Origin of the sequence: Streptomyces sp. TG1A-8 (assembly GCF_030499535.1) — a bacterium.
GTDB lineage: Bacteria > Actinomycetota > Actinomycetes > Streptomycetales > Streptomycetaceae > Streptomyces.
Map to the genome: position 1 here is coordinate 2909978 of NZ_JASTLB010000001.1, position 14559 is coordinate 2924536.

Here is a 14559-nt window from a genome sequence, read left to right on the forward strand (position 1 = left end):
CCACCCCTGCTCATGCCCGGATTCCCACCGCCTCGTCCGGCCGCGGCCGCCCCGCGCTCCCGGCCCGCGGCAACTCGCCCGCAACCACCGGGAAGACACACGAACACAATCCCGCATAACGGTCATATTTACTCCTAGTGTGACAGTGCGCTCGCTCGTCCTGTCCGCAGCGGTTGCGCACCTGTTCCGCTCCGGCTACTGGGAAGGACGGCCCACGCCATGCCCGCAGACCTCGCCGTCATCGGACTCGGTCCCCACGGCCTGCCGCTCGCCCAGGCCGCCGTCACCGCCGGCATCCCGACCATCGGGTACGCCACCGGTCCCGAGGCGGGCTCGCTGAGCCCGGCCGAACTGCGCCGGATGCGCGCCGGCGGCTTCCGTCCGGTCAGCGACCCGGCCCAGCTCGGCCGGGTGCGCACGGCGGTGATCTGCGCGCCCACCCCGCGCGGCGCCGACGGCGCGCTCGACCTCGGCCAGGTGGAGGCCGCCGCGCGCACGCTGGCCGAGGGGCTGCGCCCGCACACCACGGTCATCCTGGAGTCGCCCGTGCTCCCCGGGACCACCGAGGAGTTCCTGCGTCCCCTGCTGGAGAAGGGCTCGGGGCTGCGCGCCGGCCGTGACTTCCACCTCGCCTACTCGCCCAGCCGGACGGACCCCGGCAGCCGCGACCACACCCCCGCCGGCACGCCCAAGGTCATCGGCGGCCTCACCCCCGCCTGCACCGAGTCGGCCGCCGCCTTCTTCGGGCGGCTCACGGACAAGGTGGTGCGCGCGCGGGGACTGCGCGAGGCGGAGACGGTGCAGCTGCTGGAGACCAACTTCCGGCACGTCAACATCGCGCTCGTCAACGAGATGGCCGTCCTCTGCCACGAGCTGGGTGTCGACCTGTGGGACGTCATCCGCTGCGCGGAGACCAAGCCGTTCGGCTTCCAGGCGTTCCGGCCGGGCCCCGGCGTCGGCGGGCACGGCGTCCCGCAGGACCTGACCGGGCACGCGAGCCGCGGCCTGCGCATGGTGGAGCTGGCCCAGCAGGTCAACCACCGCATGCCCCGGTACGTCGTCCAGCGCGCCGCGGCGCTCCTCAACGAGCACGGCAAGTCCGCCCGCGGCGCGCGCGTGCTGCTGCTCGGGGTCACCTACAAGGCGGACCTCGCCGACCTGCAGGGCACGCCCGCCCGGGAGATCGCGACCCGGCTGATGGAGCTGGGCGCGGCCGTCAGCTACCACGACCCGCTCGTGGCCTCCTGGAGCGTCCTGGAGCGTCCGGTCCCCCGCGCCGACTCCCTCTACGAGGCCGCCGCCGACGCGGACCTGACGATCCTGCTCCAGCAGCACCGCACGTACGACCTGCAGGGCCTGTCGGTGAAGGCCCAGCTGCTGCTGGACACGCGGGGGGCGACCCCCACCGGGGCGGCCCACCGCCTCTAGGGGCGGTCACGAACGGAAAACGGCCGGGGCGCTGTCGTCCCCGGCCGTTAGTCTCCCCCGGTCTCGTCGCGCACACCTGCGCGTACGTCTTCCGTTCGTCATCCAGTTGTGTCACAGCACGGGGGATACCTGTCATGGGCCAGTCAGCACCACCGCCGCAGCCCGCGCCCGGCACCGCGCCGCAGCCCGGCCCGGTCGACGGCAATCCGTACGCCGGCCGGCCGCCGGAGCACCCGCGGCGCCCGGGACGCCGTACCCGCCGCAGCCGGGGGCACCGCGGCCGGGGGCCTTCGCGCCACCGTCGGCCCCGCCCGCGCCGGTCCGGGACAACCTCGTGCTCGGCCTGCTCGTGGCCCTCGCCGCCGCCCTGGTCGCCGCCGCCCTCTACGGCCTCGTCACCGGCCTCACCAAGCACGAGATCGGCTGGGCGGCCGTCGGTGTCGGCTACGTCATCGGTGTCGCGGCGGGCCGGGCCGGCGGCCGCAACCCGGGCGTGGCGATCGCCGGTGCCGTCCTCGCGCTCGGCTCGGTCTACCTCGGCCAGCTGGCCGGTGAGGCCGTGATCGGGGCGAAGGACCCCGGCGTGGGCTTCGGCGAGCTGTTCTTCCACCACTTCGACCTCGTGCAGAAGGTCTGGAGGGCCGACGCCGACCCGCTCACCTCCGTGTTCTTCGCCATCGCCGCGTTCGCCGCGTTCTCGGGCGCCAAGAGGGCCGCCGCGTAGACCGCGCCCCGGACGCGGGAAGGGCCCGCCGGTGGCCGGGCCCTTCGCGCCGTACGGGTCAGCGCCGGTGCTGGCTGTCCGCCACCGTGACCTCGACGCGCTGGAACTCCTTCAGCTCGCTGTAGCCGGTCGTGGCCATGGCACGGCGCAGGGCGCCGAAGAAGTTCATCGAGCCGTCGGGCTTGTGGGACGGGCCGGTGAGGATCTCCTCGATGGTGCCGACCGTGCCCAGGGCGACCTTCTCGCCGCGGGGCAGCTCCTCGTTGACCGCCTCCATGCCCCAGTGGTGGCCCTGGCCCGGCGCGTCCGTGCCCCGGGCCAGCGGGGAGCCCATCATCACGGCGTCGGCGCCGCAGGCGATCGCCTTGGGGAGGTCGCCGGACCAGCCGACCCCGCCGTCCGCGATCACGTGCACGTACCGGCCGCCGGACTCGTCCATGTAGTCGCGGCGGGCGGCGGCCACGTCGGCGACCGCGGTGGCCATCGGCACCTGGATGCCGAGGACGTTGCGCGTGGTGTGCGCGGCGCCGCCGCCGAAGCCGACCAGGACACCGGCGGCGCCGGTGCGCATGAGGTGCAGTGCCGCGGTGTAGGTGGCGCAGCCGCCGACGATCACCGGGACGTCGAGCTCGTAGATGAACTGCTTCAGGTTCAGCGGCTCGTGCGAGGACGACACGTGCTCCGCCGAGACGGTCGTGCCCCGGATGACGAAGATGTCCACGCCCGCGTCCACGACCGCCTTGGAGAACTGGGCGGTGCGCTGCGGGGAGAGCGCGGCCGCCGTGACGACGCCGGAGTCGCGCACCTCCTTGATGCGGGCGCCGATCAGCTCCTCCTTGACGGGCGCCGCGTAGATCTCCTGCAGGCGGCGGGTCGCCCGCTCGGCGGGCAGCTCGGCGATCTCGTCCAGCAGCGGCTGCGGGTCCTCGTGCCGGGTCCACAGGCCTTCGAGGTTGAGTACGCCGAGGCCGCCCAGCTCACCGATGCGGATCGCGGTGGCCGGGGAGACGACCGAGTCCATGGGGGCGGCCAGGAACGGCAGCTCGAAGCGGTAGGCGTCGATCTGCCAGGTGATCGAGACCTCCTTCGGGTCCCGCGTACGGCGGCTGGGGACGACGGCGATGTCGTCGAAGGCGTACGCCCTGCGGCCGCGCTTGCCGCGCCCGATCTCGATCTCAGTCACGTCTTGGCCTTTCCCTGATGCGTCTCAGCGTCTTCCAGTATCGCCGACGGGTGCGGCGAGGGCGGCCACCGCAGTTCCGGGGCCGCCCTGGACGAGCCTCACGCGCGCGCGTGCGTCACTTCCTGCCGCTGTAGTTGGGCGCCTCGACCGTCATCTGGATGTCGTGCGGGTGGCTCTCCTTCAGGCCCGCCGAGGTGATCCGCACGAACCGGCCGTTGGCCTGCAGGTCGGGGACGGTCCGGCCGCCGACGTAGAACATCGACTGGCGCAGGCCGCCGACCAGCTGGTGGACGACCGAGGAGAGCGGGCCGCGGTAGGGCACCTGGCCCTCGATGCCCTCGGGGATCAGCTGCTCGTCGGAGGCGACGCCCTCCTGGAAGTAGCGGTCCTTGGAGAACGACCTGCGGTCGCCGCGGGTCTGCATGGCGCCCAGCGAGCCCATGCCGCGGTACGACTTGAACTGCTTGCCGTTGATGAACAGCAGCTCGCCCGGGGACTCCTCGCAGCCCGCGAGCAGTGAGCCGAGCATCACCGTGTCGGCGCCCGCGACCAGGGCCTTGGCGATGTCGCCGGAGTACTGCAGACCGCCGTCGCCGATGACCGGGACACCGGCGTCCTTGGCGGCGAGCGCGGCCTCGTAGATCGCGGTGACCTGCGGTACGCCGACGCCGGCGACCACACGGGTGGTGCAGATGGAGCCGGGGCCCACACCGACCTTGATGCCGTCGGCGCCCGCGTCCACCAGGGCCTGGGCGCCGTCGCGCGTGGCCACGTTGCCGCCGATGACGTCGACGCCGGAGGAGTTCGACTTGATCTTGGCGATCATGTCGCCGACGAGGCGGGAGTGGCCGTGCGCGGTGTCCACGACGATGAAGTCGACGCCGGCCTCGATCAGCGCCTGGGCGCGCTCGAAGGCGTCCCCGGCCACGCCGACCGCCGCGCCGACCAGGAGGCGGCCCTCGGCGTCCTTGGCGGCGTTCGGGTACTTCTCCGCCTTGACGAAGTCCTTGACGGTGATCAGGCCCTTGAGCACGCCCTCGTCGTCGACCAGCGGCAGCTTCTCGATCTTGTGCTTGCGCAGCAGCTGCATGGCCTCCGGGCCGGAGATGCCGACCTTGCCGGTGACCAGCGGCATCGGGGTCATGACCTCGCGCACGCGACGGCTGCGGTCGGTCTCGAAGGCCATGTCACGGTTGGTGACGATGCCGAGGAGCTTCTTGTCGCCGTCGGTGACCGGGACGCCGCTGATGCGGAACTTGGCGCACAGCGCGTCGGCCTCGGCGAGCGTGGCGTCCGGGTGGATCGTGATGGGGTCGGTGACCATGCCGGACTCGGAGCGCTTCACCAGGTCGACCTGGTTGGCCTGGTCCTCGATGGAGAGGTTGCGGTGCAGGACGCCGACGCCGCCCTGGCGGGCCATCGCGATCGCCATGCGGGATTCGGTCACCTTGTCCATGGCGGCGGACAGCAGCGGGATGTTGACCCGCACGTTCCTGGAGACGTACGAGGCGGTGTCGATCTCGTCGGGCGCCATGTCCGACGCGCCCGGCAACAGCAGCACGTCGTCGTAGGTCAGCCCGAGTGTCGCGAATTTTCCGGGCACTCCGTCGACGTTGGCAGTCATGACACCTTCCCCAAATGGCCTTGCTCGGTGCGGATGTCCATGCTAACGGGAAGCACGGTCGGCGCATTCCACGATGCGGGGCCGCTAGCGGCTTCGTATTTTCATACGAAAACACTCGTGCGGCGGTTCGACGGCGGGCCAAGGGCGGTCCCACACAGGGGTCTTACTGTTCGGCGAGGGCGCGCAGCCGGCTCAGTGCCCTGTGCTGGGCAACGCGGACCGCCCCCGGTGACATTCCCAACATCCGTCCGGTCTCCTCCGCGGTCAGGCCCACCGCGATGCGCAGCAGGAGCAGCTCGCGCTGGTTCTCCGGCAGGTTGGCCAGCAGCTTCTTGGCCCACTCGGCGTCACTGCTGAGCAGGGCGCGCTCCTCGGGGCCGAGGGAGTCGTCGGGGCGCTCCGGCATCTCGTCCGAGGGGACGGCCGTGGAGCCCGGGTGGCGCATCGCGGCGCGCTGGAGGTCGGCGACCTTGTGCGAGGCGATGGCGAAGACGAACGCCTCGAAGGGGCGGCCGGTGTCGCGGTAGCGGGGCAGGGCGAGCAGGACCGCCACGCAGACCTCCTGGGCGAGGTCCTCGACGAAGTGGCGCGCGTCCCCGGGCAGCCGGGACAGCCGGGTACGGCAGTAGCGCAGCGCGAGGGGATGCACGTGGGCGAGCAGATCGTGCGTGGCCTGCTCGTCCCCCTCGACGGCACGGTGTACGAGCGCGCCGATCGCCCCGTGGGCCGTGCCCGCCTCGTCGTCGCGCATCGGTCCATGGTGCCCTGCGGCCCTCCGGTCCGCCGCATCGTGCTCGTGGTTGTGCACCGAAGCGTTATGAGCAGGTGCGCCGGCACTCATCCCCTGCGCCCTCCCCTTCCGCTCGACCGACTCGTCCCCGAGAGACTCCACATCTCAAGGATGCGGCATCGGCGGCGGAACGAGCACCGGGCGTCCGGCGGGTCGCCTTGCGCCGCACCTGTCGGCCCGTCCGGCGCATCCCGGCGTCCACCGGGGTGCGCCGCGCGGCCGCGCGCCCCGGGCGCGTACCCCGTGGGCACCGCCGCCCGGCCGCCCCGGGTGGCCCGGCCGCCGGGAGTTCGCGGCCGGGGCACCCGGGCGGCGGTGCGCCGTGCCGCCGTGGCGCACGTCCTACCGGACCAGTCCCCAGCGGAAGCCGAGTGCCACCGCGTGGGCCCGGTCCGATGCGCCGAGCTTCTTGAACAGGCGGCGGGCGTGCGTCTTGACGGTGTCCTCGGAGAGGAACAGCTCGCGGCCGATCTCGGCGTTGGAGCGGCCGTGGCTCATGCCCTCCAGGACCTGGATCTCGCGCGCGGTGAGCGTGGGCGCGGCGCCCATCTCGGCCGAGCGGAGCCGGCGGGGGGCCAGGCGCCAGGTCGGGTCGGCCAGCGCCTGCGTCACCGTGGCGCGCAGTTCCGCCCGCGAGGCGTCCTTGTGCAGGTAGCCGCGCGCGCCGGCGGCGACCGCGAGGGCCACCCCGTCGAGGTCCTCGGCGACGGTGAGCATGATGATGCGTGCGCCCGGGTCCGCGGACAGCAGCCGGCGCACGGTCTCGACGCCGCCCAGGCCGGGCATGCGTACGTCCATCAGAATGAGGTCGGAGCGGTCGGCGCCCCAGCGGCGGAGGACTTCCTCGCCGTTGGCCGCCGTCGTCACACGCTCGACGCCGGGCACGGTCGCGACCGCGCGGCGGAGCGCCTCTCGGGCAAGCGGGGAGTCGTCGCAGACGAGGACGGATGTCATGACCGCCCTCCGCAGCTGATGCGCGTCACCTTGAGCCTCCAGGCTGGTACGGAATCGTCACCTGTGCGGTCGACCGTCTCGGACGCCTGCCCGAGCGCTTCTGTTTTCAACCGCCTCCGCACTCTCAACGACGGTCACTCGAAAGAGTTACGGGGACGCACCCCGCCTTCGGCACTCCAGGTGAGTGCTCCGACACGGTGCAGACACGTTCGACGGAGCCGCAACTTTTCCTCACGTCCCGTGCCCCGTTCAGCCGCTTTTCTTCCCGTTTCGTAGTGTTCGGGGCTAGATTCGCAATGAGTCATATTTTCATCTTCTTGGACCGGAGATGCAGGGTTTTCGGCACCGTATCGCCCAGAACGGCTACAAGGGGTCACGCAATGGCAGATTTCTCCCGCCTTCCCGGACCGAACGCTGACCTGTGGGACTGGCAGCTGCTGGCCGCCTGCCGCGGGGTCGACAGCTCGCTCTTCTTCCACCCGGAGGGCGAGCGCGGGGCGGCTCGGAGCGCTCGCGAGAACTCGGCCAAGGAGGTCTGCATGAGGTGCCCGGTCCGCGCGCAGTGCGCGGCGCACGCGCTGGCGGTGCGCGAACCGTACGGCGTGTGGGGCGGCCTGACCGAGGATGAACGCGAAGAACTGATGGGGCGGGCACGCAACCGTCTGGTGTCGGCCTCTACCACCAACGGCGACACCGCCCCCAACGACTGAAGGAACGTTTCTGCATATATGTTCCCGCCGGGCACGCCGCACGTGCCCCCGACGTCGGCACACGGGTCCGTTCCTCCGTGACGCCCGTGCAGGGGACGCCGACGCGCGCCACCGGCCCGGGAGGACTTCCGGCCGGATCCCCGCTATCGCCCGGCCGCCCGGGCCAGCTGTTCCAGCGTCGCCGCCACGGCCGGCACCCGTGCCAGGTCGGGCAGGGTGAGGGCGACGATCTCCCGCCGCACCGCCGGCTCCAGCCGCACCGCCCGCACTCTCCTGGGCCGTACCGCCTCCACCGCGAGCTGCGGCAGCACCGCCACTCCGAGGCCCGCGCCGACCAGGCCGACCACCGCCGGATAGTCGTCGGTGGCGAAGTCGATGCGCGGCGTGAATCCGGCGCTCTCGCAGGCCGCCACCAGCTGGCCGCGGCAGCGCGGGCAGCCCGCGATCCAGGGCTCGCGGGCCAGCTCCCCGAGGGCGACGGACTCCGCGCGCGCGAGGCGGTGCCGCTCGGGCACCAGAGCGATCAGACGGTCCGTCAGCAGGGGGCGCACGATCAGGTCGTCCCAGTCCTCGGTGACCGCCGCGCCCTCGTAGCGGAAGGCGAGCGCCAGGTCGCAGTCGCCCTCACGCAGCAGCTCGGCCGACCTCGGGGGCTCGGCCTCCTCCAGCGAGACCCGGGTGCCGGGGTGGGCGGCGCGCAGGGCGGCCAGGGCGGTGGGGACCAGGGTGGAGCTGCCGCTGGGGAAGGAGACCAGCCGGACCCGGCCGGCCCTCAGGCCCGCGATGGCGGCGACCTCCTCCTCGGCCGCGGTGAGTCCGGCGAGGATCCCGGAGGCGTGCCGGACGAGGGTCTCGCCGGCCTGGGTCAGGCGCATCTCCCGGCCCCCGCGGACCAGCAGCGGTGTGCCGACGGAGGCCTCCAGCGCCTTCATCTGCTGGCTGACGGCCGGCTGGGTGCAGCCCAGTTCGCGCCCCGCCGCCGAGAAGGACCCGGTGGCGGCGACGGCGCGCAGGACGCGGAGATGACGGGCCTCGATCACCTGTCGAGCATAAGCCCGGCTTGGGCGCGGTGCCTGATTCCGCTTCGACGCTTTGGGTCCCGCTCACGTACCGTGCGGGCATGAAGCTTCTCTCGGTCAACCTGGGCCGTCCGCAGCCGGTGCCGTACACCGACCAGCCGCAGGGCCTGACGGGCATCGACAAGCGGCCGGCCGGCGGGCCGGTGCGGGTGGCGGCCCCGGGTCCCAAGGGGACCGGCGGGAGCGGGCTGGCCGGGGACGCGGTGTGCGAGCTGCGCCACCACGGCGGGAACGACCAGGCGGTCTACGCCTTCGCGCGCGAGGACCTCGACGAATGGGAGCGGGAACTGGACCGCCGGCTGGCCAACGGCTGTTTCGGCGAGAACCTGACGACGGACGGTCTGGACGTGTCCGGGGCACTGATCGGCGAACGGTGGCGGATCGGTCCCGACGTGGTGCTGGAGGTGACCTCGGGGCGGCTTCCGTGCCGCACCTTCCAGGGCCATCTGGGCGTAGGCGGCTGGGTCAGGAGGTTCACCCGGAAGGGCGCCACCGGTGCCTACCTGCGGGTGATCGAACCGGGTGAGATCCGGGCGGGCGATCCGATCGAGATCGTGCACCGGCCGGACCACGGGGTGACGGCGGCACTGCAGTTCCGCGCGGTCACCACCGAGCGGGAACTGCTGCCCCGGCTGCTCGCGGCGGGCGAGGCGCTGCACGGCGAGACGCTGGCCGCGGCCCGCGAGTACGTGGCCGGAAAGGAACGCTGAGGGCCGGTCGGGCGGATCCCGTGCGACGGGCGCCGCCAGAACGGGCGCCGCCGGTCCGGGTCACTACCCTTGGGCCATGACAAGGGCTCTGATTACGGGATCGACCACGGGCATCGGTGCCGCGTTCGCACGGCGGCTGGCGGCGGACGGGCATGACCTCGTCCTGGTCGCCCGGGACACCGAGCGGCTGCGCGAGCAGGCGACCGAACTGCACGACCGGCACGGGATCGAGGCGGAGGTGCTGACCGCCGACCTGGCCGGGGACGAGGGCATCGAGGCGGTGGCCGCCCGTCTGGGCGACCGCCGCGATCCGGTCGACCTGCTGGTCAACAACGCCGGCTTCGGCAACCGGGGCCGCTACCTCGAAACGTCTATGTCCGACGAGCTGAGGATGCTGAAGGTGCACTGCGAGGCGGTGCTGCGGCTGACCTCGGCGGCCACCGCGGCGATGCGGGAGCGGGGCCGCGGCGGGGTGGTGAACGTCGCCTCGGTGGCGGCCTTCCTGCCCCGGGGCACCTACGGCGCGTCGAAGGCGTGGGTCGTGCAGTTCACGCAGGGCGCGGCGAAGGACCTGGCCGGCAGCGGAGTGCGGCTGATGGCGCTGTGCCCGGGGTTCGTGCGCACCGAGTTCCACGAGCGCGCCGAGATTGGTACGGACAACATCCCCGGCTGGATGTGGCTGGACGCGGACAAGCTGGTCGCGGCGGCGCTGGCCGACCTCGCGCGCGGCAGAACGGTGTCCGTCCCGGACCCCCGGTACAAGACGCTGATGGGCCTGGCGAAGGTGGCCCCGCGCGGACTGCTCGCCGGGATCGACTCCCGGACGGGCCGCAAGTACGGGCCGCAGTAGCGGACGGGGGCGCCGCGGCAGGAGGAGGACCGGCACCGGACCGGGGGCCGGGGCCGCCGACGGCGGGACGGCCGGGACGCGGTGGCCGGCACGACCGGCCGGGGGCGCCGGACGGGCGGGGAGCGGCGGGCGGACGACGCGAAGGCCCGGCACCCCTCGGCGGGGTGCCGGGCCTTCGTCAGCGGTCCGTCGGCTCAGTGGGAGTGGCCGTGGCTGTGTCCCGCGGCGGCCGGCTCTTCCTCTTCCTTCTTCTCGACGACCAGGGTCTCGGTCGTCAGCAGCAGGGAGGCGATGGAGGCGGCGTTCTCCAGGGCGGAGCGGGTGACCTTGACCGGGTCGATGACACCGGCCTTGATCAGGTCGCCGTACTCGCCGGAGGCGGCGTTGTAGCCGCTGCCCTTCTCCAGGTCCTTGACCTTGGAGACGATGACGTAGCCCTCCAGGCCCGCGTTCTCCGCGATCCAGCGCAGCGGCTCGACCACGGCGTTGCGGACGACGGAGACACCGGTGGCCTCGTCGCCGGTCTTGTCGAGGTTGCCCTCCAGGACCTTGGAGGCGTGCACCAGGGCGGAGCCGCCGCCGGAGACGATGCCCTCCTCGACCGCGGCGCGGGTCGCGGAGATGGCGTCCTCCAGACGGTGCTTCTTCTCCTTCAGCTCCACCTCGGTGGCGGCGCCGACCTTGATCACGCACACGCCGCCGGCCAGCTTCGCGAGGCGCTCCTGGAGCTTCTCGCGGTCCCAGTCGGAGTCGGTGTTCTCGATCTCGGCCTTGATCTGGGCGACGCGGCCCTGCAGGTCCTCGCTCTTGCCGGCACCCTCGACGATCGTGGTGTCGTCCTTGGTGACGGTGACGCGGCGGGCGGAGCCGAGCACGTCGATGCCGACCTGGTCGAGCTTGAGGCCGACCTCCTCGGAGATGACGGTGGCACCGGTGAGGATGGCCATGTCCTGCAGCATCGCCTTGCGGCGGTCGCCGAAGCCGGGGGCCTTCACCGCGACGGCGTTGAAGGTGCCGCGGATCTTGTTGACGACCAGGGTCGACAGGGCCTCGCCCTCGACGTCCTCGGCGATGATCAGCAGCGGCTTGGAGGAGTTGGACTGGATGACCTTCTCCAGCAGCGGCAGCAGGTCCGTGATGGCGGAGATCTTGCCCTGGTGGATCAGGATGTACGGGTCGTCGAGGACGGCCTCCATGCGCTCCTGGTCCGTCACGAAGTACGGCGACAGGTAGCCCTTGTCGAAGGCCATGCCCTCGGTGAAGTCCAGCTCCAGACCGAAGGTGTTGGACTCCTCGACGGTGATGACACCGTCCTTGCCGACCTTGTCCATCGCCTCGGCGATCAGCTCGCCGACCTGCTGGTCCTGGGCGGACAGCGCGGCCACGGCGGCGATGTCGGACTTCTCGTCGATCGGGCGGGCCGAGGCGAGCAGGTCCTCGGAGACGGCCTTGACCGCGGCGTCGATGCCCTTCTTCAGGGCGGCCGGGGAGGCACCGGCGGCGACGTTCTTCAGGCCCTCGCGCACCAGCGCCTGGGCGAGCACGGTGGCGGTGGTGGTGCCGTCACCGGCGATGTCGTTGGTCTTGGTCGCCACCTCCTTCACCAGCTGGGCGCCGAGGTTCTCGTACGGGTCCTCGATCTCGACCTCGCGGGCGATCGTGACGCCGTCGTTGGTGATGGTGGGGGCGCCGAACTTCTTGTCGATGACGACGTTGCGGCCCTTGGGGCCGATCGTCACCTTCACCGTGTCGGCCAGCTTGTTGACGCCGCGCTCGAGGGCGCGACGGGCGTCCTCGTCGAACTTCAGGATCTTCGCCATGACAGCGGGAGCCCTCTCGGGAATCTGTAGGTGAAAAAAGAACTGCGCCCCGGGCGCCCGGCTTTTTGGGTGATGGCGGGGGCCAGGGGCGCAGCTGGAAGCAACTGAGTGCTCGAGGTGGTTACTTCTCGATGATCGCGAGGACGTCGCGAGCCGAGAGGACGAGGTACTCCTCGCCGTTGTACTTCACCTCGGTGCCGCCGTACTTGCTGTAGAGGACGACGTCGCCGACCTTGACGTCGAGCGGAAGGCGGTCGCCGTTCTCGAAACGGCCCGGGCCCACGGCGAGGACGGCGCCCTCCTGGGGCTTCTCCTTCGCGGTGTCCGGGATGACCAGGCCAGAGGCCGTGGTCTGCTCGGCGTCCAGCGGCTGGACCACGATGCGGTCCTCGAGCGGCTTGATGGCAACCTTGGAGCTGGCGGTCGTCACGATCCGACCTCCCCCTTCGGAGATCTCACGGGGTTAACTGTCTGAGGTGGCGACCAGGTCGATCCGTCGTCGCGGGTGCCGGACCTGCCCGTCGCTTTGTTGGCACTCTCCTGGGGGGAGTGCCAGACCTGAGACTATGACCGCGATTAGCACTCGGTCAAGCGGAGTGCCAATGCGCGCGGCGCGTCGGCGGAAATCGGACGTCCGCAACCGGCGGGGACGGTGCCCGCGCCGGACCGCCGCCGCCGGGGGCCGGCCGTCTCCGCAGCCCCCGCTCCGGCCCCGGACGGGCCGCGCCCCCGGCCGCCGGACGGGCCCGGTCGCCACCGGGACCGGACGTCCGGTCCCGGCCGGAGCGCAGGGCCACCCGGCCGGGTGCGCCGCACGCGCCCGGCGGCCGTCCGGCGGCACGGCGCCTACAGGTAGTCCTCCAGGCGCGCCACCGTGAGCCCGGCCCGCTGGAGCATGCGCAGCAGGCGGATCGTGCGGGCCCTCGGGCCGGGGGCCGCGGGCCCGCCGGGGTCCACCAGGACGACGTCGCCGGGGCACAGGTGCCGCGGGCCCCTGGTGTAGGTGAGGCCGGCGCCGGTGAGGGTGGCGCGGTGGAGGACGAGCGCCGACAGGGCGCAGTCTGCGGCGGCGCGCAGGGTGGTGCCGTCGTAGGCGCCGTGGGGCGGGCGCAGGAGGCGGGGGCGGGCGCCCAGGCGGGAGCGCAGGCGGTCCTGCTGGCCGCAGATCTCGGCGCGCTGGCCGGAGTAGGGCAGTGCGGGCAGGGCGGGGTGGTGGAGCGTGCGGTTCTGGAGGCCGGCGCCGGCCGCGCGGAGGCGGGCGAAGCGGCCGTGTCCGGGGCCCGCGGCGCTGCCGGTGAGGAAGAAGCTGACCGGCAGACCGAGTTCGCGGACCATGTCGGCGAAGCGCGGGTCGCGTTCGGCGCCGTCGTCGTAGGTGAGGAAGACGACCCGGTCGGCGGTGGGGACGCGGTCCACGACCCGGGGCAGGGCGGTGTCCGCTGCGGCGCGGCCCGGCCGCGGCCGGGCCGGGTGGCTCGGCGGGGCGGCGAGCGGGGCGGCCAGGCCCCAGCGGCGGTAGGCCCGCTCCGCGTGCGGGCGCGGCGGCCGCACCTCCTCGGCCGCCCTCCTGCCCAGGCGCTCGATGGGGTCCACGGACTGCGCGCAGCCCGTCAGGAGGGCGGTCGAGGCGAGGACGGCGGCCAGGGCGGCCCGCGCTCCCGCGGCACCGCCCCCGGACCGCCCCCGGCGGCTCACAGGTAGTCCTCCAGGCGCGCCACGGCGTAGCCCTCGCGGGTGACCTTGTCCAGGAAGCGGCGCATGTCGTCGACCATCGTGCCGTCCCAGTCGCCGCGTCCGCGGAAGTGGGTGAGCACGATGTCGCCGCGACGCAGCCGCTGGTCGTCCTCGCGGTACTCCCAGTGGTCGACGTAGACCTCCTCGTTCCAGATCGGCGCGTACCGCACGCCGCAGGACTTGGCGGCGCGCAGGGTGTCCTGGTTGTAGTTGCCGTAGGGCGGGCGGAAGACCTCCGGGCGCCTGCCGAACTGCTCCTCCATGACGTCCTGCATCCCGCAGATCTCCCGCCGCTGCTCCTCGTAGGACAGGCCCGGCAGGTACGGGTGGGTCAGGGTGTGGTTGTCGAGGGTGTTGCCGTAGGCCTGCACGGTGCGGAAGTAGGCGTAGTCGTCCTTCACCAGGTAGTCGCTGAGGAAGGCGGTGTACGGAACCTTCAGCTCCCGCATCATCCGCAGGAACCCGGGGTCCTTCTCGGCGCCGTCGTCGATCGTCAGGAAGACGATCTTCTGCTCGGTGGGGACGGTGGTGAAGACCGGCGGCAGCCCCCACTCGTCCTGGTGGTCCACCTCGAACCCGGCGCGGGCGGTGATCCTCGGCTTCCTCGCGGGCGGTGGCGGAGGCGTCAGCGGTGCCCGCTCCAGCCCCCACCGCCTGGCGGCGGCGACCAGGCGGGCGTGCTCGGCGGCGAGGCGGGCGGCGGTGTCCGCGGGCCCGGCGGGGGCGCCCTGCCGGCCGGGGGCGGAGCGGGCGCCGGGGGCCGTGCCGGGAGCGGGGCGGGTACCGGGGTCGGCGCAGCCGGCGGCGAGGGCGGCGAGGGCCAGGGCGGCCGTCCCGCAGCGGAGGACGACCCCACGGACGCGTGCCCGAATTTTGTCATTTTGTACTACAGCTCGCATGGTGCCGGATCCTCGCAGGCCCGCGCCCCGCGGCCGCCCCGACACCGCCGCCGC

The 14559-nt window shown here is 72.7% G+C and carries 14 protein-coding genes; 5 read left to right on the top strand and 9 right to left on the bottom strand.

Annotation, left to right across the window (positions count from 1 at the left end; genetic code table 11):
• Positions 1 to 219 precede the first annotated feature (219 nt).
• Positions 220 to 1428 carry a nucleotide sugar dehydrogenase gene (locus tag QQY24_RS12320; protein WP_301972756.1) on the top strand — a complete coding sequence of 403 codons (1209 nt, stop codon included), beginning with the start codon at positions 220 to 222 and terminating at the stop codon, positions 1426 to 1428.
• Positions 1429 to 1762: 334 nt separating this feature from the next.
• Complete coding sequence (locus tag QQY24_RS12325; RefSeq protein WP_301972757.1) at positions 1763 to 2152, top strand: hypothetical protein; 390 nt, start codon at positions 1763 to 1765, stop codon at positions 2150 to 2152.
• Positions 2153 to 2210: 58 nt separating this feature from the next.
• Here the strand turns inward: QQY24_RS12325 and QQY24_RS12330 are convergent, their stop codons facing one another.
• The 4 genes from QQY24_RS12330 to QQY24_RS12345 all read right to left on the bottom strand — a co-directional run bounded on the left by QQY24_RS12330 (position 2211) and on the right by QQY24_RS12345 (position 6703).
• Positions 2211 to 3335 (bottom strand): GuaB3 family IMP dehydrogenase-related protein, encoded by a 1125-nt coding sequence (locus QQY24_RS12330; protein WP_301972758.1) that lies wholly within the window; start codon positions 3333 to 3335, stop codon positions 2211 to 2213.
• A gap of 115 nt (positions 3336 to 3450) precedes the next feature.
• Complete coding sequence (gene guaB / locus QQY24_RS12335; protein WP_301972759.1) at positions 3451 to 4959, bottom strand: IMP dehydrogenase; 1509 nt, start codon at positions 4957 to 4959, stop codon at positions 3451 to 3453.
• A gap of 163 nt (positions 4960 to 5122) precedes the next feature.
• A complete protein-coding gene (locus tag QQY24_RS12340; protein ID WP_301972760.1) occupies positions 5123 to 5710 on the bottom strand; it encodes a sigma-70 family RNA polymerase sigma factor in 588 nt (195 codons plus the stop codon).
• 381 nt (positions 5711 to 6091) lie between these two features.
• Positions 6092 to 6703, bottom strand: a complete 612-nt coding sequence (locus tag QQY24_RS12345) for a response regulator transcription factor (RefSeq protein ID WP_003948568.1) — start codon at positions 6701 to 6703, stop codon at positions 6092 to 6094.
• 380 nt (positions 6704 to 7083) lie between these two features.
• Here QQY24_RS12345 and QQY24_RS12350 point away from each other — a divergent pair, with 380 nt between their 5' ends.
• The gene (locus tag QQY24_RS12350) at positions 7084 to 7413 is read left to right on the top strand and encodes a WhiB family transcriptional regulator (RefSeq protein ID WP_301972761.1); all 330 of its coding nucleotides are present in this window, start codon (positions 7084 to 7086) and stop codon (positions 7411 to 7413) included.
• 143 nt (positions 7414 to 7556) lie between these two features.
• Here the strand turns inward: QQY24_RS12350 and QQY24_RS12355 are convergent, their stop codons facing one another.
• On the bottom strand, positions 7557 to 8453 hold the full coding sequence (locus QQY24_RS12355) for a LysR family transcriptional regulator (RefSeq protein ID WP_301972762.1): 897 nt from the start codon (positions 8451 to 8453) through the stop codon (positions 7557 to 7559).
• A gap of 80 nt (positions 8454 to 8533) precedes the next feature.
• Here QQY24_RS12355 and QQY24_RS12360 point away from each other — a divergent pair, with 80 nt between their 5' ends.
• Positions 8534 to 9202: an MOSC domain-containing protein gene (locus QQY24_RS12360; protein ID WP_301972763.1), complete on the top strand. Its 669-nt coding sequence runs from the start codon at positions 8534 to 8536 to the stop codon at positions 9200 to 9202.
• Positions 9203 to 9278: 76 nt separating this feature from the next.
• Positions 9279 to 10052 (top strand): SDR family oxidoreductase, encoded by a 774-nt coding sequence (locus QQY24_RS12365; protein ID WP_301972764.1) that lies wholly within the window; start codon positions 9279 to 9281, stop codon positions 10050 to 10052.
• Between the two features lie 194 nt (positions 10053 to 10246).
• On the opposite strand, the gene groL is transcribed toward QQY24_RS12365, so the two are convergent.
• The 4 genes from groL to QQY24_RS12385 all read right to left on the bottom strand — a co-directional run bounded on the left by groL (position 10247) and on the right by QQY24_RS12385 (position 14505).
• Positions 10247 to 11872 (bottom strand): chaperonin GroEL, encoded by a 1626-nt coding sequence (groL, locus tag QQY24_RS12370; RefSeq protein ID WP_301972765.1) that lies wholly within the window; start codon positions 11870 to 11872, stop codon positions 10247 to 10249.
• A gap of 121 nt (positions 11873 to 11993) precedes the next feature.
• Positions 11994 to 12302, bottom strand: a complete 309-nt coding sequence (gene groES, locus QQY24_RS12375) for a co-chaperone GroES (RefSeq protein WP_301972766.1) — start codon at positions 12300 to 12302, stop codon at positions 11994 to 11996.
• Positions 12303 to 12718: 416 nt separating this feature from the next.
• Complete coding sequence (locus QQY24_RS12380) at positions 12719 to 13567, bottom strand: polysaccharide deacetylase family protein (protein WP_301972767.1); 849 nt, start codon at positions 13565 to 13567, stop codon at positions 12719 to 12721.
• Complete coding sequence (locus QQY24_RS12385) at positions 13564 to 14505, bottom strand: polysaccharide deacetylase family protein (protein WP_301972768.1); 942 nt, start codon at positions 14503 to 14505, stop codon at positions 13564 to 13566. The genes QQY24_RS12380 and QQY24_RS12385 overlap by 4 nt, the downstream gene beginning before the upstream one ends.
• Between the last annotated feature and the right edge of the window lie 54 nt (positions 14506 to 14559).

Coding starts and splice junctions, on each gene's coding strand:
- QQY24_RS12365 (WP_301972764.1), top strand. CDS start 9,279: ATGACAAGGGCTCTGATTACGGGATCGACCACGGGCATCGGTGCCGCG.
- QQY24_RS12350 (WP_301972761.1), top strand. CDS start 7,084: ATGGCAGATTTCTCCCGCCTTCCCGGACCGAACGCTGACCTGTGGGAC.
- QQY24_RS12345 (WP_003948568.1), bottom strand. CDS start 6,703: ATGACATCCGTCCTCGTCTGCGACGACTCCCCGCTTGCCCGAGAGGCG.
- QQY24_RS12340 (WP_301972760.1), bottom strand. CDS start 5,710: ATGCGCGACGACGAGGCGGGCACGGCCCACGGGGCGATCGGCGCGCTC.
- QQY24_RS12360 (WP_301972763.1), top strand. CDS start 8,534: ATGAAGCTTCTCTCGGTCAACCTGGGCCGTCCGCAGCCGGTGCCGTAC.
- QQY24_RS12320 (WP_301972756.1), top strand. CDS start 220: ATGCCCGCAGACCTCGCCGTCATCGGACTCGGTCCCCACGGCCTGCCG.
- groL (WP_301972765.1), bottom strand. CDS start 11,872: ATGGCGAAGATCCTGAAGTTCGACGAGGACGCCCGTCGCGCCCTCGAG.
- QQY24_RS12385 (WP_301972768.1), bottom strand. CDS start 14,505: ATGCGAGCTGTAGTACAAAATGACAAAATTCGGGCACGCGTCCGTGGG.
- guaB (WP_301972759.1), bottom strand. CDS start 4,959: ATGACTGCCAACGTCGACGGAGTGCCCGGAAAATTCGCGACACTCGGG.